Annotated in this window: 20 protein-coding genes; 16 read left to right on the top strand and 4 right to left on the bottom strand. The window is 64.0% G+C overall.

Going from position 1 to position 17,614, the window contains the following annotated elements:
* The first annotated feature begins 4 nt into the window (after positions 1-4).
* Positions 5-1,300 carry an aminodeoxychorismate synthase component I gene (gene pabB, locus VOI18_RS13740; protein ID WP_323762986.1) on the top strand — a complete coding sequence of 432 codons (1,296 nt, stop codon included), beginning with the start codon at positions 5-7 and terminating at the stop codon, positions 1,298-1,300.
* Positions 1,297-2,097 (top strand): aminotransferase class IV, encoded by an 801-nt coding sequence (locus tag VOI18_RS13735; protein WP_323762985.1) that lies wholly within the window; start codon positions 1,297-1,299, stop codon positions 2,095-2,097. Before pabB ends, VOI18_RS13735 begins: the two co-directional genes overlap by 4 nt.
* Here VOI18_RS13735 and VOI18_RS13730 read toward each other — a convergent pair.
* From VOI18_RS13730 to VOI18_RS13720, 3 genes are read right to left on the bottom strand one after another with little or no spacing between them, the layout of a single operon-like run.
* Positions 2,094-2,657 carry a TadE/TadG family type IV pilus assembly protein gene (locus VOI18_RS13730; protein WP_323762984.1) on the bottom strand — a complete coding sequence of 188 codons (564 nt, stop codon included), beginning with the start codon at positions 2,655-2,657 and terminating at the stop codon, positions 2,094-2,096. The two genes, VOI18_RS13735 and VOI18_RS13730, sit on opposite strands and share 4 nt — an antisense overlap.
* Positions 2,650-3,207 (bottom strand): TadE/TadG family type IV pilus assembly protein, encoded by a 558-nt coding sequence (locus VOI18_RS13725; RefSeq protein ID WP_323762983.1) that lies wholly within the window; start codon positions 3,205-3,207, stop codon positions 2,650-2,652. The genes VOI18_RS13730 and VOI18_RS13725 overlap by 8 nt, the downstream gene beginning before the upstream one ends.
* Before the next feature lie 56 nt (positions 3,208-3,263).
* Positions 3,264-3,722: a pilus assembly protein N-terminal domain-containing protein gene (locus tag VOI18_RS13720; protein WP_323762982.1), complete on the bottom strand. Its 459-nt coding sequence runs from the start codon at positions 3,720-3,722 to the stop codon at positions 3,264-3,266.
* Between the two features lie 275 nt (positions 3,723-3,997).
* Between VOI18_RS13720 and VOI18_RS13715 the strand changes: the two genes are divergently transcribed.
* The 11 genes from VOI18_RS13715 (at position 3,998) to VOI18_RS13665 (ending at position 14,096) form a co-directional block, all read left to right on the top strand.
* Positions 3,998-4,156, top strand: coding sequence for a Flp family type IVb pilin (locus VOI18_RS13715; RefSeq protein WP_011642356.1), 159 nt, complete (start codon positions 3,998-4,000; stop codon positions 4,154-4,156).
* 127 nt (positions 4,157-4,283) lie between these two features.
* Complete coding sequence (locus VOI18_RS13710; protein WP_323762981.1) at positions 4,284-4,781, top strand: A24 family peptidase; 498 nt, start codon at positions 4,284-4,286, stop codon at positions 4,779-4,781.
* Positions 4,782-4,920: 139 nt separating this feature from the next.
* Complete coding sequence (gene cpaB / locus VOI18_RS13705; protein ID WP_323762980.1) at positions 4,921-5,757, top strand: Flp pilus assembly protein CpaB; 837 nt, start codon at positions 4,921-4,923, stop codon at positions 5,755-5,757.
* An 8-nt stretch (positions 5,758-5,765) separates the two neighbouring features.
* Entirely contained in the window at positions 5,766-7,229 is a 1,464-nt protein-coding gene (locus tag VOI18_RS13700; RefSeq protein ID WP_323762979.1) for a type II and III secretion system protein family protein, read from the top strand.
* Between the two features lie 11 nt (positions 7,230-7,240).
* Positions 7,241-7,924 (top strand): CpaD family pilus assembly protein, encoded by a 684-nt coding sequence (locus VOI18_RS13695; RefSeq protein ID WP_323762978.1) that lies wholly within the window; start codon positions 7,241-7,243, stop codon positions 7,922-7,924.
* A 12-nt stretch (positions 7,925-7,936) separates the two neighbouring features.
* Positions 7,937-9,475 (top strand): AAA family ATPase, encoded by a 1,539-nt coding sequence (locus VOI18_RS13690; RefSeq protein ID WP_323762977.1) that lies wholly within the window; start codon positions 7,937-7,939, stop codon positions 9,473-9,475.
* Positions 9,476-9,482: 7 nt separating this feature from the next.
* Positions 9,483-11,009 carry a CpaF family protein gene (locus VOI18_RS13685; protein ID WP_323762976.1) on the top strand — a complete coding sequence of 509 codons (1,527 nt, stop codon included), beginning with the start codon at positions 9,483-9,485 and terminating at the stop codon, positions 11,007-11,009.
* A 5-nt stretch (positions 11,010-11,014) separates the two neighbouring features.
* Positions 11,015-12,010, top strand: a complete 996-nt coding sequence (locus tag VOI18_RS13680) for a type II secretion system F family protein (protein ID WP_323762975.1) — start codon at positions 11,015-11,017, stop codon at positions 12,008-12,010.
* A 7-nt stretch (positions 12,011-12,017) separates the two neighbouring features.
* Positions 12,018-13,013: a type II secretion system F family protein gene (locus VOI18_RS13675; protein ID WP_323762974.1), complete on the top strand. Its 996-nt coding sequence runs from the start codon at positions 12,018-12,020 to the stop codon at positions 13,011-13,013.
* A 62-nt stretch (positions 13,014-13,075) separates the two neighbouring features.
* Positions 13,076-13,576, top strand: a complete 501-nt coding sequence (locus tag VOI18_RS13670; protein WP_323762973.1) for a hypothetical protein — start codon at positions 13,076-13,078, stop codon at positions 13,574-13,576.
* Positions 13,577-13,658: 82 nt separating this feature from the next.
* Entirely contained in the window at positions 13,659-14,096 is a 438-nt protein-coding gene (locus VOI18_RS13665) for a hypothetical protein (RefSeq protein ID WP_323762972.1), read from the top strand.
* Here VOI18_RS13665 and VOI18_RS13660 read toward each other — a convergent pair.
* Entirely contained in the window at positions 14,093-14,887 is a 795-nt protein-coding gene (locus VOI18_RS13660; RefSeq protein WP_323762971.1) for a tetratricopeptide repeat protein, read from the bottom strand. The genes VOI18_RS13665 and VOI18_RS13660 overlap by 4 nt on opposite strands.
* 102 nt (positions 14,888-14,989) lie before the next feature.
* On the opposite strand from VOI18_RS13660, the gene VOI18_RS13655 reads away from it, so the two are divergent.
* The 3 genes from VOI18_RS13655 (at position 14,990) to VOI18_RS13645 (ending at position 17,580) form a co-directional block, all read left to right on the top strand.
* Positions 14,990-16,354: a leucyl aminopeptidase family protein gene (locus tag VOI18_RS13655; protein ID WP_323762970.1), complete on the top strand. Its 1,365-nt coding sequence runs from the start codon at positions 14,990-14,992 to the stop codon at positions 16,352-16,354.
* 63 nt (positions 16,355-16,417) lie between these two features.
* Positions 16,418-16,789 (top strand): MarR family transcriptional regulator, encoded by a 372-nt coding sequence (locus VOI18_RS13650; RefSeq protein ID WP_323762969.1) that lies wholly within the window; start codon positions 16,418-16,420, stop codon positions 16,787-16,789.
* Positions 16,729-17,580: an NlpC/P60 family protein gene (locus VOI18_RS13645; RefSeq protein ID WP_323762968.1), complete on the top strand. Its 852-nt coding sequence runs from the start codon at positions 16,729-16,731 to the stop codon at positions 17,578-17,580. The genes VOI18_RS13650 and VOI18_RS13645 overlap by 61 nt, the downstream gene beginning before the upstream one ends.
* Positions 17,581-17,614 lie beyond the last annotated feature (34 nt).

Here is a 17,614-nt window from a genome sequence, read left to right as displayed (position 1 = left end):
GCCGATGACGGTCTCTCGACACGAGATTTTCCTGGCCTGGCGTGATCCGGTCGCGGTGTTTGCCCCGTGGAGTGATCAGGCGCAGGCGCTGCTCCTGCATGATGGCCGGCAGCGACGGGCCCGGATGTTTGTCGACCCGGACCATGTCCTGAGCGGCGAGGGTCGGGCCGGGTTTGACCGGTTTGCGGCCGCCGCCCGGCAGGAGGGCGGCATGTGGGCCGGTCTGCTGGGATACGACCTGGCCGCCGCCTTCGAGCGCCTGCCGCATCTCGATCCGCGTTGGCCACCGCTCGCGATGGCGCATTATCCGGCCTGGGCCGAGTTCGACCAGGCGGCGGGCACGCTCGTCATACGCGGGCGCTGTCGGGACGCAGCCGGAAAACTGGCAGACGCAATCGAGGCGCTCGCCGACCCGACCGATCCGATCGATGCGGCGGGAACCGCCAGCTGGTCGGCACGCTGGAGTCAGGACACTTATCTCGCAGCGGCCCGCAAGGCCCGCGATTATGTGCACGCTGGTGATGTGTTCCAGGTGAACCTGTCACAGGCGTTCGATGTCTGCCTCGATCCGGCGGGGACGCCGTGGCAGGTATTCCGGAGATTGTGCGCCAATTCGCCGGCGCCGCACGCTGCCTATCTGTGTCTGGACCCCGACCGGATCGTACTGACCAATTCGCCCGAGCGCTTCTTGCGGGTTGATGGCGGACGGGTCGAGGCGCGGCCAATCAAGGGCACCCGGCGGCGGGCCGCCGACCCGGTCGAGGACCGGCAACTGGCGGTGGAACTGTCCGCCAGCGCCAAGGACCGGGCCGAGAACCTGATGATCGTCGATCTGATGCGCAATGACCTGTCGCGGGTCTGCCGTCCCGGCTCGGTCCGGGTGCCGGTGCTGTGTGACATCGAGACCTACGCCAATGTCCATCATCTTGTCTCGGTGGTCGAAGGCGATCTGGCCGACGGCCATGATGTCCTGGACCTGCTGGCCGCCAGCTTCCCGCCCGGCTCGATCACCGGTGCACCCAAGGTGCGGGCGATGGAAATCATTTCCGAACTCGAGGGTGAGCCGCGCGGCGCCTATTGCGGTGCGCTGGGCTGGATCGATTGCGACAGCGGCGATATGGACCTCAACGTCATGATCCGGACCGCGGCCCTGCGCCGGGAGACCGGTGGCGGGTGCTGGCGGGCAAGCCTGCGATCCGGTGGCGGCATCGTCGCCGACAGCGATCCGGTGTCCGAGTATGAGGAAACACTGACCAAGGTGTCTGCCCTGCGGCGGGCATTGGGAGCTGAGGAGCGATGACGGGCATTGTCTTCAAGGACGGGGACTGGCTGGAAACCGGCCAGACCGGCTGGGCGCTGGCTGATCGCGGCGTCCTTCTGGGCGACGGGCTGTTCGAGACCATGCATGTCATCAAGGGCAAGGTCGTCCGGCTGGATCGCCACATGGCAAGACTGACCCGTAGCGCCGCCGAGCTGGGCCTGCCGGGGCCACGCGATAGCGACAGCATTGCCAAGCTGGTCGCAGAACTGGTGGCTCGCAATGCGCTGAAGGACGCCATCGTGCGCCTTACCCTGACCGCCGGGCCAGGATTGCGCGGGTTGGAGCGGGCGGACGGGTTGGTCCCGTCGCTGACCCTGACTGCCGCGCCCCGGTCGCAACCTCCTGCTTCGATCCGCTTGGCGCTGAGCGAGATCCGGCGCTCGCCGGCGAGTGTGGCCGCGCGTCACAAGACGCTCTCTTACATGGACAATATCCAGGCCCGTCGGCAAGCGCGCGGGCAGGGCGCGGACATGGCCTTGTTGCTGGACACGCGCGGCAATGTATCCGGTTGCGATTGCGCCAACCTGTTCTGGCTGATCGGCGGTGAGGTCTACACGCCGGCGACGGCCTGCGGTGTGTTGGCCGGAACGGTGCGCGCCGAGATACTGGACTCGATGCCGGTCGAGACCGGGGCATTCGGACTGGATGTGCTGGAGGGTGCCGAGGCGGTATTTGTCACCAATGCCGCGTTCGGCGCGGTACCGGTTGTCGAGCTGGACGGACGCACCCTTGGCTCCGGCGAGCTGCCGGCCCGGATCAACGCACTGTTCGGCTAGCTGCGTGACACCACGATCGAGCGTCGTGGCCGCAGGTAGAAGATTTCGGAAATATCGAAGTGATTGACGCCCAGCTCGCCGAACATGGTCTCATAGCGATACTCGACCTCGACCATGATCACCGAGCGATTGGGCTGCAGGACCCCGGCAGGGACTGCCAGGGCACTGCCTTCGGCATAGGGCGACATGCCGTCAGCGTCCGACCATTGAACCTCGACCTCGCCGGCCGCGTCCATGAGGATGGAGGTGATCCGGATCTCCAGCGGGACCGGATCGAACGGGGCAACGATCACCGAGCCGGCATTGAGGATGTCACGCATCTCGTCATCGGTGACGACGTCGTCCTGGGCCACAAGGTCGGCAAGGGCGCTGGACACCGAAGTGATCTTGCGGTCGATCGACAGCGCAAGGCTGATCTCGACCGAGCCCAGATAAAGCAGGATCATGAAGGGCGCGATCAAGGCGAACTCCACGGCAGACACACCGCGCCGGTCACGGCAGAGGCGGCCAAGGGCGTCGGGCAGGACGCTGCGTATGAAGCGGGTGATGAATTCAGTCATCGAACGGCTCGTTGCGGAAAACCGTCGCCGAGGTGATCAGGCGCTGGTTGTGCTCCATGTTGGACAGGGCGCCACCGAAATTCGGGGTCATCAAGGACCAGCGGTAGAAGACACGGACCAGCACGATGTCACCGGCATCGCCGGGCTGCCAGCCAAACTCGTCGGTATCGATGGTTCCGTCTTCCTGGATCGGGCTGGACTGATCGACAGTGTCGAAGTCCTCAAACACCTGGACGTCGATCTCCAGATTGTCGCAATTGGCGACCGCTTCGATCAGCGAACAGACTTCCTGGCGAAAGCCGGCCTGGGACATGCCACCGGTCTGGGCCTCGCCGGTGCGGATCTTTCGCGCTGATTCCAGAACGGCGTTCTCCAGCACTGTGCTGGTGAAGAAGACGGCGGCAATTTCGATCATCGCGAACAGCAGCAGGAAAAACGGCGCGCCGATCATCGCGAACTCGACCGCGGTCGCGCCGGACTGCGCCCGCGCGAAGCGCGCGATGCGGGATGCAGGCCGGTTCGTGGATGCCGTGTCTGACGCGGGGGTCATGGCGGAGTGCCCTTCAGGTGCCCGCAATGCCCGGGCCCGGTTGAGTGTGGTGCCGTTTATTGTGGTGCGTCACCGGCCATCGCGGCGTCGACGGTCGCCAGGCGGGCGCCTTGCTGGTCGGTGAGGACTTCGGTTCGGGTCGCATCACCGCCGACCCGCGGGATCTCGTCGCACACCGCGCCGCACGACAGCGTGCTCTGGTTCGGGCCGCGGAACAGGGCGACCTGGCCTTCGACCGGATTGGAGACGACAATGTCGCGTTCATAGATGATGCGACCAACGCGATCGAGCGCGATTACATTGGTACGGCCCTGCAGGCGGCCGGTCACCACGAGGGTTCGACCATCATGGACCATGGCGTCAGCGATGGACGGATTGCCGACCACGATGGCAGATGCCTCGGCGGGCAAGCGGATCACCTCGGCGTGCTCGACCGGAACGGCGAGATCGTGAGCCGCCGCAGACGCGACGCAAACAATCGCCAGGGTGAAGGCTGTGGCAATCCGGTTGAACATGGCAGGGCTCCGAGCCGCGAGTGAAAAATGTGATGGCCATCCTCGCGCGCGCGTCTGAATCTTTTCTAAACGTAGCTGCCAAAATTTGAGTTCTTCAATGAGGGGTGTGATTATCCAAGTATTAACTATAGCGCACGTTGCCGCATTTATAGATTTTGTTAAGTACGAATTTTTACTCGGTCGAAATCCTTCTCGTGTTTATTGGGTCTCGTTCAGGAGGGGTCGGGACGGATCGGCTCCTGATGGTTGGGAAAAAAAACACGGGAGTAACACCAATGAAAATGATTTCACGCTTCTTCAAAGACGAGTCTGGCGCCACCGCGATCGAGTACGGCCTGATTGCCGCCCTTATCGCCGTTGTCATTATCGGCGCCGTGACAGCCCTGGGTACGGGCGTCAGCGACAACTTCAACACGGTTGCCGGCGCGCTCTAAGCGTCCGTCAAATGTGACACGAATGGCGGGGTCGCTCCAATCGGAGCGGCCCCGTTTCGTTTTGCCAACCGCTCATTAAGTCTTCGACGTCAGTCTCTGCCCCGACGAATGAGCGGGGATTTCACGCATGCTGATGCAGATCACGATACTGGTCCTGGCCGGGCTGATGCTGGCCGCCGCCTTCTATGACGCGACCAGTTTCACCATACCGAACTGGCTGAGCGGGTTGGTCATCCTGACCTTTCCGGTCGCGGCACTTGCGGCCGGCCTGGGTTGGGGCGAGGCCGGCAATCATTTGCTGGGTGGAGCCATCGCGCTGGTGATCGGCTTCGCCCTTTTCGCACCGGGCTGGATCGGCGGCGGCGACGCCAAACTGTTCGCCGCGGCAGCACTCTGGTTTGGCTGGCCGGAAATCCTTGCATTTCTTATCCATACCGTGCTCGCCGGCGGGGTATTGGTGATCCTGCTCCTGGCGGTGCGCTGGCTGGCACCGCGACTGCCGACCCTGGCGGACCGGGTCGAGGGGACCGCGCTTGGCGCAAATGCCCCGGTTCCTTACGGAATCGCCATCGCGGCGGGTGTTTTCTGGAGCCTGCCCAATACCGTCTTCTGGGCGGCATTTTAAACGCATTTGATGCGCGTTTTAGTGGCCCTGACAAAAGGTCGGGTTAGGCGGCATTCTCCCGGAAGCATTAACGCGACTTTGAGGAATTCAGCGTCTCCTAGCATACGTATTCGTGTGCCTGAGAGGTTCGAGACGCCTGATGAACGCCGTCCGCATCGCCATTCTTGCTGCCGCCGCCTTGGCCGCGGTTGCCGTGGCATTTTTTGTTCGCCAAGCCATGTCCAGCAACGAATCCGCGCAAGTCGTCGAGGTCGAGCAGAGGCCGGCTGTGCGCATCCTTGCTGCACGCCGCGACGTCGAAATCGGCGAGCGAATCGGTGCGGCTGATTTTTACTGGCAGGCCTGGCCGGACGAAGCGCTGGCACCGGGTTATGTGGTTGAGAACCGCGGGCAGACGATCGCCGACTTCGCCGGCTCGGTTGTGAGAGCACCGATCAGCCAGGGTGAGCCGATCACCGGTCGCCGGCTGGTACAGCCCGGCGATGCCGGGTTCATGGCTGCCGTCCTGACGCCCGGCATGCGGGCCGTCGCTGTCCCGATTTCCGCGGAAACCGGGGCGGGTGGCTTTATCCTGCCCAATGACCGCGTTGATGTGATCGTTTCCTTCGAGGAAGAGTCCGAGGGCCGTCGTGGGGCCGGTCGGGCCTTTGTTGCCCGCACGATTGTCGAGAACGCCCGTGTGCTGGCGATCGACCAGTCTTTCTCCAGTGACGCCGATGATGATGTCGTGGTCGGTGAAACCGCCACGCTCGAGCTCACGCCGGACCAGGCGCGGGCCGTGTCTGTCGCGGTTGCCCGCGGCGAGATCGCGCTCGTTCTGCGCAGTCTGACCGACAATACCGGAGCGCCGGTACTGGTGTCCGGTGGTGAACTGCCGGAGGCCCCGGCGCCGTCCTACCAGGAGCGTCGTTCCAGCTCCGTCACCCTGATCCGCTATGGCCGTGCCCAGCAAGTTGCACTGGGCGGGGACGAATGAGGACCGAGATGATGATCCGCACCCTGCTCCTGCTGGCCAGCCTGGCCGTTGCCGCGCCTGTTGCCGCGCAACCGGCCGGGACCGAACGTGGCAATACCATGCAGGTCTATATCCGCGAGCCGGGCAACGGTCCGGTTTCGGAGACGCTGGACCTGCCTCTGTCCAAGGCTGCCGTGGTGCACCTGCCGGTCGATGTGGCCGATGTCCTGGTTACCAATCCCGCGGTGGTTGAAGCCATCGTGCGGACGCCGCGTCGCGCCTACATCATGGGCATGGGCATCGGTCAGACGAATGCCTTCTTCTTCGACGCCAATGGCCAGTTGATCCTGGACCTTGACCTGCGGGTCGAGCGCGACCTGTCGCCGCTTCAGGAGTCCATTGATCGGTTCCTGCCCAATGCGCGGGTCGAGGTCGAGGCCATGAACGACCATATCGTTCTGTCCGGTCGTGCACCCAGTGCCGCCGACGCCGATGCCGCCTTGCGCATCGCCCAGCGCTGGGTCGAGAACCCCGACAACATCCTGTCGATGATCACCGTCGAGGCTCGCGAGCAGGTCATGTTGCGGGTTCGCATTGTCGAAATGCAGCGCACCATCGTGCGCCAGCTGGGCGTCAACCTGTCGACCGCCGGTACAACCGGCGAGTTCGGCTTCGGTGTGTCGACCAATCCCGATTTCTCGCGGGTCGGTCGCTTTCTTGGCGGCACCAGCGCCATGCTCGACTGGGTCAGTGGCAATACCGGTGGCGTCGAATCGGTCAGCGCCATGCTGCAGGCCATGGAGCGTGTCGGACTGGTTCGCACCCTGGCCGAGCCGAACCTGACCGCGATCACCGGTGAAAGCGCCAACTTCCTGGCAGGCGGTGAATTCCCGGTTCCGGTCGGACGCGATCGTGACGGCAATATCATTATTGAATACAAACCCTTCGGTGTCGGCTTGGGCTTCACGCCCGTGGTCCTGTCGGAAGGTCGCATCTCCTTGCGCATCTCCACCGAAGTCTCCGAGCTGACGAGCCAGGGCTCGCTCACCTTCCAGTCCAACAATGTCCTCGACGATGACGGCAATGTCATCGGTACGGTCCCGGGCCTGACGATTCCGGCGCTCAATGTGAATCGCGCCGAGACCACGGTGGAGCTGCCATCAGGCGGCAGCCTGGTCCTGGCCGGCCTGATCCAGGAAGAAACACGCCAGAACCTCGACGGGGTTCCCGGCGTTCAGAACCTGCCGGTCCTGGGCTCGCTGTTCCGCTCGCGGGACTATGAAAACCAGGAAACCGAACTGGTCGTGTTGGTGACGCCCTATCTGGTCGACCCGACGAACCCGAACCAGTTGCAGACGCCTGCGGACGGTTTCCGTAATGCCAGTGAAGCCTCGGGCTTGCTCTTTGGCCGCATCAATCGCGCCTATTCGGTCCCCGGATCGGATACGGGCGAGCGCGGCTGGAGTGGCCCGGTCGGTTTCCTGTTCGAGTAGTGGAGTTGGTGATGGTGGCCTACAAGAGAACAATCGGTGCCCTGATCGGACTGGCCGGCCTTGTGACGCTCGGAGCCTGCGCGACAACCGCGCCGACAGGCCTGGGGCTGCCGCAGGCCAGCGCCGTGTCGGAAACCTATCGTGCCGCTTTTGCGGTCGACCCGCGTGACAGCGGTCTGACCTGGGCGCAACAGGGCCTGCTCGCTGCGGTCGCCAATGAATACAAGGCGCGCGGCCATGGACCATTGGTGATCAGCTATCCCCAGGGTGCCGGCAATGAAGACGCAGCCATCGGCGCCATCGCCGAAGCGCGCACCTTCTTCTACGACCAGGGCATTGACTGGCGGGTCATCGCCGGTGGCGCCTATGACGCTCGCGGCCGCCAGAATGGCGAGTTGATCTTCTCCTTCACCCGCTACGCCGCCGAGGCGCCGGCCGAGTGCGATGGCAGCTGGGACCAGATGGCGCTGGAATTCGACAATCTGCATCACGCCAATTTCGGTTGCGCCATGGCTGTCAACCTGGCCGCCATGGTCGCTGATCCGCGCGACCTCGTCGCGGCGCGTGACCTGGAGGCCGGCGATACCGGTCGCCGCCAGACCGTGATCGACGGTTATCGCGAAGGCCAGTCCACGGCCAGCGAACGCAGCGATCACGAGAGTGGTGCCGTGTCCCGCGTCGGCAGCGGCAACTAGGGAGGGCCCGTCATGTCAGATGCCAATCGCGCTATGAAGCAAGACCCTTTCCTGGACGGTGATGACCCGTTCCTCGACGCGGCCGATGTCGAGCGTTTGTTGCTGGGTGAAGCGACCCGTGAAGAACTCGACCGGCGCCCGACCAACGCGGCACCGGCCGATGATATCAGCGATGATATCAGCGATGATTTCGGCGATGCTGATCCCTTTCTGGCGGACCCCGAACCGGCACCGGCGACTGCCCCGGCGCCGGAACCCCAGGGGCGCGTGATCGATCCGGTATTCGAGGACCTGCAAGAGGAAGTCGCGAGCCTGACGGTCGGTGAAACCCTTTATGGCGAGGTCGGCAATGATGTCTCCGACCAGCCGGTTCCGCGTATTTCCGTCGGCGCGTTCTGTGAGCGTCCGGAGACCGGCGCCCTGATCCATAACGCCGCCGGCGACCGCCGCCTGGCCAAGGCTCATGTGACGGTCGAGCTGGGTGGACTGCCGGCTGCCATCGAGCGCTATCATGACGAGACCACGCCAAATCTGCTGATCATCGAAAGCGGCATGCGGGGCCGTGGCCTGTTCGACCAGCTCGAGGAGCTGGCCGGGGTCTGCGACCCGGAAACCAAGGTGATCATCGTCGGCGCCGCCAATGATATCAGCCTCTATCGCGAACTGATGAAGCGCGGTGTCAGTGAATACCTGGTGCCGCCGATGACGCCGATGCACGTCATTCGCACCATTTCCGAACTCTTCCTCGATCCCGAACAACCCTTTGCCGGCAAGACCATTGCCTTTGTCGGCTCGAAGGGCGGGGTCGGCTCGTCGACAATCGCGCACAACTGCGCTTGGGCCATGACCGAGGGCATGCAGTCGGATGCTGTCCTGGTCGATCTGGACCTGTCTTTCGGTACGGCCGGGCTCGATTTCAATCAGGACCCGGCCCAGACCCTCGGTGACGCGCTCGCCGAGCCGGACCGGCTTGATGATGCCTTGCTTGACCGCTTGCTGGTCCGCTGCACCGATCGGCTCAGCCTGTTCTCGGCCCCGGCCACACTCGATCGCGAGTGGGACTTTGGTCCCCAGGACTATGAGACCGTGCTGGAAAAGGTCCGTCGGCAAGCGCCCTATGTCGCACTTGACCTGCCACACATCTGGACGCCCTGGGTCAAGCAGACCTTGCTGGCCGCCGACCAGGTGGTGGTAACGGTCTCGCCCGACCTGGCTTCCTTGCGCAATGCGAAGAACCTGTTTGACCTGGTCTCCGGTGCCCGTCCGAACGACGAGCCGCCGCGTGTGGTGATCAACATGGCTGGCATGCCCAAGCGTCCCGAGATTCCGATCAAGGATTTTGCCGAGGCGCTGGGGACACCTCCGACGCTGGTTTTGCCGTTCGAACCGCAATTGTTCGGCAAGGCCGCCAATAACGGCCAGATGATCACCGAACTCGATCCGAAGTCGAAAGCCGCAGAGGGCTTTTCGCACCTCGCCAGTCTCGTTTCCGGCCGGACACCGGTAGCGCCACCCAAACGCTCACTCATCGCGAAACTTTTCGGAGGCTAGTTAGCCCATGTTCGGCAAGCGTGCCGGAGGACCGACACCCACGACCGCCCCGCTGACGCCGCCGCCTGCTGCGCCAAAGGCCGAGGCGCGTCCGGATCCTGCGCCGCGCCGGGAAGCGGTTTCTGCGCCGGCCCCCAAGGGCGGGACGGCCAAACCGGCGACCTCTGCCCCCAAGCCGGTCGCGAAGCCGGCGCCCGGGGCCTATACCGGACCCAAGGCTGCCAAGCGCACCGTGCGGGCTGCCGAGCCCGGCGGTCGGTCCGAAGAATATTACGCCATCAAGACGACGATCTTCAACGCCTTGATCGACACCATCGACCTGGGTCAGTTGGCGCGTCTGGACAATGAAACCGCGGCCGAGGAAATCCGCGATATTGTCACCGAAATCATCTCGATCAAAAACGTCGCCATGTCGATTGCGGAGCAGGAACAACTGCTCCAGGACATCTGCAACGACGTGCTCGGCTTTGGTCCGCTGGAGCCGCTCCTGGCCCGCGACGACATCGCCGACATCATGGTCAATGGCGCCGACAAGGTCTTCATCGAGGTCAACGGCAAGCTCGAGGAAACGAATATCCGTTTCCGCGACAATGCCCAGCTGATGAATATCTGTCAGCGCATCGTCAGCCAGGTCGGCCGCCGGGTTGATGAGAGCTCGCCGATTTGTGACGCGCGCCTGATGGACGGCTCCCGCGTCAACGTCATCGCGCCGCCGCTGGCGCTGGACGGACCGACGCTGACCATCCGGAAATTCAAAAAGGACAAACTGCAGATGCAGAACCTGGTGGAGTTCGGCTCCATCACGCCGGAGGGCGCCAAGGTTCTGTCCATCATCGGCGCCTCGCGCTGTAACGTCCTGATTTCGGGCGGCACCGGCTCGGGCAAGACCACGCTGCTGAACTGCATGACCGGTTTTATCGAGGAAGACGAGCGGGTCGTGACCTGTGAGGACGCCGCCGAGCTGCAACTGCAACAGCCCCATGTCGTGCGACTGGAGACCCGGCCGCCGAACCTGGAAGGGTCCGGCATGGTCACCATGCGGGATCTGGTGAAGAACTGCCTGCGCATGCGTCCCGAGCGGATCATTGTCGGCGAGGTGCGGGGCCCGGAGGCGTTTGACCTCCTGCAGGCCATGAATACCGGCCATGACGGCTCGATGGGCACACTGCACGCCAACTCGCCGCGCGAAGCCATGTCCCGGATCGAGTCGATGATCACGATGGGGGGCTATAACCTGCCCGCCAAGACCATCCGCGAGATGATTGTCGGATCGATCGACGTCATCATCCAGGCAGCGCGCCTGCGCGATGGTTCGCGGAAGATCACCCACATCACCGAAGTCGTGGGGATGGAGGGCGATGTCATCGTCACCCAGGACCTCTTCCTCTACGAGATCAAGGGTGAGGACGAGCACGGCAAGATCATCGGCCAGCACGCCTCCACCGGTATCGCGCGACCGAAATTCTGGGATCGCGCCCGCTATTTCGGCCTCGAACGCGAGCTCGCCAACGCGCTCGACGCGTCGGAGGCCTGATCGCGATGAATGGAGACATGGCCTTCATCATCGCCGCCGTCGCCGCCTTCATGGCAGTGGGCGGTGTCGGCTGGGTGGCTGTTGGCGCCGTCGGGGACGCGCAATCGAAAAAGCGCATGAACCGGGCTGTCGGTGTCGGTGGCCTCAATCGCGGTCGCCGTCAGACCTCCGCGCTCGACCAGGCGGCGCAGAGAAAGCGCCAGGTCCAGGAATCGCTGAAGGATCTCGAACAGCGCCAGCGCGACCAGCGCAAGAGATCGCTGTCGATAAAGGCCCGCATCCAGCAGGCCGGCATGTCCTTCACACCGGCCGTATTCTGGATGGTGTCAGCCGGCATGGCGGTCGCCGGCCTGCTGATCGCCTTCATAACGGGGCAGAGCCTGCTGGTGACGGGCGGGATCGGCCTGGTCAGCGGTCTGGGTCTGCCACGCTGGTGGCTAGGCTTTCTGCGCGGACGTCGCCAGAAGAAATTCTCCGGCGAATTCGCCAACGCGCTGGACGTGATCACCCGCGGCGTGAAATCGGGCCTGCCGCTTAATGAGTGCCTGAAAATCCTCTCGGTCGAGAGCCCCGAGCCGATCCGCACCGAGTTCGAGAAACTGGTCGAGGGCATCGCGGTCGGTGTTGCGCTGCCAGACGGGCTGGACCGGATGTGTGAGCGCATGCCGCTGCCCGAGCTCAATTTCTTCCGCACCGTCCTGATTATCCAGCAAAAGACCGGCGGCAATCTCGCCGAGACGTTGGGCAATCTGTCGGTGGTGCTGCGGTCGAGAAAAATGATGCGCGAGAAGATCGGCGCCCTGTCCTCGGAGGCCAAGTCCTCGGCCGCGATCATCGGCTCATTGCCGCCGGGCGTGATGGGTATCGTCTATGCAACCACGCCGTCCTACATGGGTTCGATGTTCACCCATCCGACCGGTCAGTTGATGCTGCTGGGCGGGCTGACATGGATGTTCATCGGCATCATGGTCATGCGCGGCATGATCAACTTCAAGATCTGAGGCGGGCATGTTCGGCATCGGCTTCACCGAGATACGCGACTTCCTGACCGATCCGGGTTCCCTGATCGCCATGGTCGCGGCCATCCTGGTGTTTGCGACCATTGTCACCCTGACCTCGCCGGGCCTCGGGTCCGACAAACTCGACAAGCGCATCAAGTCGGTCAACAACCGCCGCGAAGAGCTGCGCCGCAAGAACCGTGCGGCGCTGGATGCTGCCGCCATGTCCGGCAAGGGAACGATCCGGGGTGCCGAGGCCAAGGGCCTGGTGCGCAAGGTGGTCGAGGCGCTCGATCTGCAAAAAGCGTTCGAAGACCCGGCCCTGCACGAGAAGCTGGCGCAGGCTGGCATGCGCGGGCAACGGCCGGCGATGACGTTCTATTTCTTCCGCCTGCTGTCGCCCTTTCTCCTGTTCGGAGCGGCTTTGTTCTACGTCTTCATGATCAATGATTTCGGCCTGCCGCAAATCACCCGGGTCTGTTTCTCGTTCGGGCTCGGCCTGTTGGGCTATTACGCGCCAAACCTCTACCTTTCCAATCTGGCTGCCAAGCGTCAGCAGTCGATCATGGGCGCATTCCCGGACGGGCTGGACCTGCTCTTGATCTGTGTCGAGAGTGGCATGTCGATCGAGGCCGCCTTCCACAAGGTGTCCAGCGAGGTCGGCTCGCAATCCATTGAACTGGCAGAGGAACTGTCCCTGACCACCGCCGAGCTATCCTATTTGCAAGACCGCCGTGTGGCCTATGAGAACCTCGCCAAGCGAACCAATCATCCTGGCGTCAAGGCGGTCTGTACCTCTTTGATCCAGGCCGAGCGCTACGGTACCCCTCTGGGTCAGGCGTTGCGGGTCATGGCCAAGGAAAATCGGGACATGCGCCTGGCCGCCGCCGAGAAGAAAGCCGCCTCGTTGCCGGCCAAGCTGACCGTGCCGATGATCATCTTCTTCCTGCCGGTCTTGTTCGTGGTCATCCTCGGCCCGGCTATCATCCGCTTCCAAAGCATGTGACGAATCCGTTCTGGCGCGTTACTTGAATGGTATCGAGCATGTTGAACAGGTGGACACAGCCCATGTTTTCCGGGCGCAAGACAGCTGAAAAGCTCCGCGAGGAAATCCGCAGCGCAGATGCCGCTGTGGGTGAAGCCATGAGCGTGCTGGTCACCGGCGATACCGGCGCGGCGCGCAAGGCGTTGTCCCTGGCACCGAAAACCCATTTCGTCGACATGGGCTGGAAGGTCGGCCTGGCCGGCGCGATGATCGAATTGAAGGCCGGCAAGCGAAAGTCGGGGCTGCAAAAGCTGATCACAGTCTGTTCCCGTCTCGACGACACCTCGCTGTCGCGTGACGACAAGAATTATCTGCGCCTGTATGCGCTCTATCGCAGCAGCGAGGCCAGCAAGGACGGTCGGGCTCCGGTCGAGATGCGGGCCCTGGTCGAGGATTTCCGCTTTGACCACACACTGGTCACGCCGCTGCTGCGCAAGGACTTTCCCCTCAAGGCCGTGGACGAGCAGGACGTGCCGCCTCCGCCACCGCCGCCGCCACCGCCGATGCCCAGCGACGCCGGCTGAATATTGCTATTCGGCATCTGCCAGGCGCCGGTGTACAACCGGGGCGGGGTGAGGCGACGCACAACACGGGCGGATCAGACTGATGAAAATCACGCGCGAGGTCGCGCTCTACTGGGGCACAGTGCTGCTGTGTGCCTACGGGCCCTTCACCTACGGACGCTGGGGTCTGCTCGAATTGCTGGTCCGGACCGGGACCTGGCCGTCCGACTGGTTCGGTTTTGACGCGCATGGCTATGTTGCCAGCATGTCGATGCTTCAGGAGGGCGTCTTCATCGTCGCGCTGATCGCGTCGATCATCGCCATCGTGCTGTTGCTGATGCGGTCGAAATGGTCAGCCTTCGCCTATGGCGGGTTTTTCCTGGCGATGATGGTCGACTGGCTGCTGCTGGTCGGCAATCCGTTCATCGGCATGGAGATGAACGGCTATCTCGGTGTGACGATCAATCTGGTCGCGTTGTCGGCGGTAGTTATGATCACCGCACTCGGCCTGCTCAAGGGGCGGCCTGTGGCGGCGTCCTAGTTCTCGCGCACCGCGTCATAGCGGCGTCGGCTGGTCAGCATCGACCGGATATAGGCCATGTTGGCCTCGGCCATTTGCGGCGACACATCGATGCGGGCCATCTCTTCGGCTTCATCGAACCGTCCCTGCAAGGCAATCACCAGGGCCAGGTTCTGTCGCACGGTTGCATCGGCACCGGGGCGGATCATGGCTTCGCGCAGCATCCGCTCGGCGGTGTCCGGATCACCACTGGTGACATAGGACATGGCGATATTGGACAGGATGGACGGCTGACCCGGTGACAGGCTCAGCGCGGAGCGGAAGGCCGTCCGGGCACTGTCGCTCTGGCCGGCCTGCTCCAGGGCGATACCGAGCGCGTTGAAGATCTCCCAGCGCCCGGGCTCGAGCTGGCTGGCACGGCGCAGCGATTCGACCCCCGCGGCACCCCGTCCGGCGGCCGCCAAGGCGCTGCCATGGGCCAGCAGGAGATCCGCATTCTCGGGATAGAGCGCCAGCGTCTGGCGGGCAACTTCGGCCGCGCGCTGATGATTGCCCAGCTGACGCAAGGCGCGGGAGAGTTCCAGCGCGGCCTCGAGGTCTGTCGGGTTGAGCTCATGGGCTTCGGCCCAGAAGGCGGCCTGGGTGAGCACGTCCTGACTGCGTACCGCCTGTCGTTCGGTGGCCGAGGCAGGGACGATCGAATTGGCATTCATCGAATCGATGACCGCCTGTTCCTGCTCTGTCGGAGCAGTCGTTGCACAGGCTGCCAGCAAAAGGGCGCCAAGCGGGGCGAAGGCGAAGAGTTTGCGCATGGTAGAAACCGGGCCACTGTTGAGCATGACTTGAATCTGGGCCGCGCCGGTCAAGAATGGGTTAATCCGTCCGACACGCCCGGACACGCGAAAGGAACCATCATGACCGCCCTCATTTCATCCACCTCCAAAGCCCGCAAACTGCGCCTTGTCAGTGAGGCCGGGGTCGATGCTGCGGTTGCGGAATTGCCGGCAGACCAGCGCAGTCTGGCCGCCGGTTTCAAGGGCAAGCCGGGACAGATCGTCCTGCTGCCGGACGGCGGTGAGGTGCAGGCCCTGTTCGGGATCGGTGCCGGCCGGGACGCCTTCGTCCTTGGCGCCGCGGCACTGACCCTGCCGGAGGGTGACTGGCAGCTGGTCAATCTGCCCGACGCATTCGAGCCAACCCTGGCCGCGACTGCCTGGGCATTGGGCGGCTACACCTTCACGACCTACAAGCCGGCACCGCGCGAGGCTGCACGCCTTGTTGCGCCGGACGGGGCCGACTTTGATGAGGCCAACTCCATCGCCGAGGCGGTCCATCTGACGCGGGACCTGGTCAATACGCCCGCCGACCGCATGGGTCCGGAGGGATTGGAAGCGGCTTTTCGCGCATTGGCCGATACCTTCGGGGCGACAGTCAGGGTGACCCGCGGCGATGATTTGCTGGCCCAGAATTACCCGATGATCCATGCCGTTGGTCGTGCCGCCGGCGAGGCGCCGCGACTGCTGGAGCTGGAATGGGGCGATGAGGCCCATCCGCGCCTGGCGATTGTCGGCAAGGGCGTCTGTTTCGACACCGGCGGGCTGGACCTCAAGGCGGCCCAGTTCATGCGCCTGATGAAGAAGGACATGGGCGGCGGTGCGAACGCGATGGGCCTGGCGCGCATGGTAATGGCTGGCAAACTGCCGGTACGCCTGCACCTGCTCGTCCCGGCGGTCGAGAATGCGGTCGGCGCAGGCGCTTTCCGGCCCGGCGACATCATTGACTCGCGCAAGGGCCTGACCGTCGAGATCGACAATACCGACGCCGAGGGACGGTTGGTCTTGGGCGATGCCCTGGCGCGCGCCGTCGAGGAACCGTGTGAGCTCCTGCTCGATTTCGCCACCCTGACCGGGGCCGCCCGCGTGGCCCTGGGACCGGAGGTGGCGCCTTTCTATACCGATGACGACGACATCGCGGCGGCGCTGGCCCGATCGGCCGGCGAGGTGGCCGACCCCCTGTGGCGGATGCCGCTCTGGGACGGCTATGAATCCGAAATGGACGGGGAAATTTCCGACCTGGTCAACAGCGCCGCAACCCCGATGGCCGGCTCGATCACCGCGGCGCTGTTCCTGCGCCGCTTCGTCGGCGATGCGCGCTGGGTCCATTTCGATATTTTTGCCTGGAACCCGAAACCCCGTCCCGGACGCCCCAAGGGCGGCGACATGCATGCGGCGCGCGCCGTTTACCAAATGCTCAAGGAGCGCTTCCAGAATAAGGCCTGATCACTCGGATCGGGTTTGTTTTTGGAGTCAGCCATGCCGTCACAGGCGATGACATCGCTTGAGATGATGCGACGCGTATCGGCCGATGCCGTGCGCGGGGCAGCGGCTGACCTGACGGCGCGCCAGTTCGCCCTGCTTTTGTCGATCTTCATGAAGCCCGGACCCCACGCCATCCGCGACCTGGCCCGTCAGCTCGACCTGCCCAAGCCAGCCGTCACGCGAGCGCTGGACGTGCTCGAACGGCAAGGCTTTGTGCGGCGCAAGCGCGATCGCCACGACAAGCGCGACGTATCGGTGCACCGCACTGTAAAGGGGGCGGTTTTCCTGTACGATTATGGCGAGACCGTCGCCCACCGTGCCGAGGAAACGCGTTCATGTCCCAGTTGGATCCCCGTGTCACAGCCGCGAGGCCCGACCTCGCATCCGATGAGCTGAGGGGGCATGTCGAGGCGGAGCGCTTCGTCGCCCCGGTCGATCATCAGGTCATCCTTCCGGCCCTGCCGATCCGCAAGGCACCCGACCCGTCCGCCGCAATGGACGACCAGGTCCTGGCCGGCGACATCTTCGCTGTGCTGGAAACCCGCGACGGTTGGGCCTGGGGACAATCCCGGGCTGATGGATATGTCGGCTGGGTCGAGTGGTCCGGACTGTCTGACACAATCCGGCCTGTTGACCATGTGATCAGCGTTTTGCGGACCTACGCCTTTCCAGAACCGAGCATCAAGGCGCCGCCGAACCATCTTCTCAGCCTGAATGCGGGTTTCACGGCGGGGCGCCGAGAGGGGCGTTTTGTTGAGGCAGTCGGTCTGGGCTGGGTCGTGGAGGCTCATTGTGCGCCGGTTGGCGAGACCGCGACGGATTTCGTCGCGGTCGCCGAGGCGTTTCTGGGGGCCCCCTATCTGTGGGGCGGCAAGGAGAGTCTGGGGCTGGACTGTTCCGGCCTCGTGCAGATGTCGCTGCAGGCGGCCGGGCAGACGATGCCACGCGATGCCGACCAGCAGGAAAAGGCGCTGAGGGCGATCTGGGATGACGTCACCGACACGGCGGAGCGTCGGCGTGGTGATGTGGTGTTCTGGCCGGGGCATGTCGGCATCATGACCGACAGCGAACACCTCCTGCATGCCAATGCGACCAGCATGGATGTGACGCTGGAACCCTTTGTCGAGGCCGAGGCCCGGATCCGCGCGGCCGAAAACCCGGTGCGGGCGATTTACCGGCCGCGCTGACCGGCTGCCCGAATCCCAGACACAAAAAAGCCCC

This window comes from Maricaulis sp., assembly GCF_034670125.1.
GTDB lineage: Bacteria > Pseudomonadota > Alphaproteobacteria > Caulobacterales > Maricaulaceae > Maricaulis.
This window is presented reverse-complemented; position numbering and strand designations above follow the sequence as displayed.

What these genes read in the sequence shown, in the direction of transcription:
- VOI18_RS13690 (WP_323762977.1), top strand. Translation starts at nt 7,937, where the DNA reads ATGTCAGATGCCAATCGCGCTATGAAGCAAGACCCTTTCCTGGACGGT.
- VOI18_RS13735 (WP_323762985.1), top strand. Translation starts at nt 1,297, where the DNA reads ATGACGGGCATTGTCTTCAAGGACGGGGACTGGCTGGAAACCGGCCAG.
- VOI18_RS13645 (WP_323762968.1), top strand. Translation starts at nt 16,729, where the DNA reads ATGTCCCAGTTGGATCCCCGTGTCACAGCCGCGAGGCCCGACCTCGCA.
- VOI18_RS13680 (WP_323762975.1), top strand. Translation starts at nt 11,015, where the DNA reads ATGAATGGAGACATGGCCTTCATCATCGCCGCCGTCGCCGCCTTCATG.
- VOI18_RS13655 (WP_323762970.1), top strand. Translation starts at nt 14,990, where the DNA reads ATGACCGCCCTCATTTCATCCACCTCCAAAGCCCGCAAACTGCGCCTT.
- VOI18_RS13730 (WP_323762984.1), bottom strand. Translation starts at nt 2,657, where the DNA reads ATGACTGAATTCATCACCCGCTTCATACGCAGCGTCCTGCCCGACGCC.
- VOI18_RS13695 (WP_323762978.1), top strand. Translation starts at nt 7,241, where the DNA reads ATGGTGGCCTACAAGAGAACAATCGGTGCCCTGATCGGACTGGCCGGC.
- cpaB (WP_323762980.1), top strand. Translation starts at nt 4,921, where the DNA reads ATGAACGCCGTCCGCATCGCCATTCTTGCTGCCGCCGCCTTGGCCGCG.
- VOI18_RS13665 (WP_323762972.1), top strand. Translation starts at nt 13,659, where the DNA reads ATGAAAATCACGCGCGAGGTCGCGCTCTACTGGGGCACAGTGCTGCTG.
- VOI18_RS13725 (WP_323762983.1), bottom strand. Translation starts at nt 3,207, where the DNA reads ATGACCCCCGCGTCAGACACGGCATCCACGAACCGGCCTGCATCCCGC.
- VOI18_RS13675 (WP_323762974.1), top strand. Translation starts at nt 12,018, where the DNA reads ATGTTCGGCATCGGCTTCACCGAGATACGCGACTTCCTGACCGATCCG.
- VOI18_RS13700 (WP_323762979.1), top strand. Translation starts at nt 5,766, where the DNA reads ATGATGATCCGCACCCTGCTCCTGCTGGCCAGCCTGGCCGTTGCCGCG.
- VOI18_RS13650 (WP_323762969.1), top strand. Translation starts at nt 16,418, where the DNA reads ATGATGCGACGCGTATCGGCCGATGCCGTGCGCGGGGCAGCGGCTGAC.
- VOI18_RS13685 (WP_323762976.1), top strand. Translation starts at nt 9,483, where the DNA reads ATGTTCGGCAAGCGTGCCGGAGGACCGACACCCACGACCGCCCCGCTG.
- VOI18_RS13720 (WP_323762982.1), bottom strand. Translation starts at nt 3,722, where the DNA reads ATGTTCAACCGGATTGCCACAGCCTTCACCCTGGCGATTGTTTGCGTC.
- VOI18_RS13670 (WP_323762973.1), top strand. Translation starts at nt 13,076, where the DNA reads ATGTTTTCCGGGCGCAAGACAGCTGAAAAGCTCCGCGAGGAAATCCGC.
- VOI18_RS13660 (WP_323762971.1), bottom strand. Translation starts at nt 14,887, where the DNA reads ATGCGCAAACTCTTCGCCTTCGCCCCGCTTGGCGCCCTTTTGCTGGCA.
- VOI18_RS13715 (WP_011642356.1), top strand. Translation starts at nt 3,998, where the DNA reads ATGAAAATGATTTCACGCTTCTTCAAAGACGAGTCTGGCGCCACCGCG.
- VOI18_RS13710 (WP_323762981.1), top strand. Translation starts at nt 4,284, where the DNA reads ATGCTGATGCAGATCACGATACTGGTCCTGGCCGGGCTGATGCTGGCC.
- pabB (WP_323762986.1), top strand. Translation starts at nt 5, where the DNA reads ATGACGGTCTCTCGACACGAGATTTTCCTGGCCTGGCGTGATCCGGTC.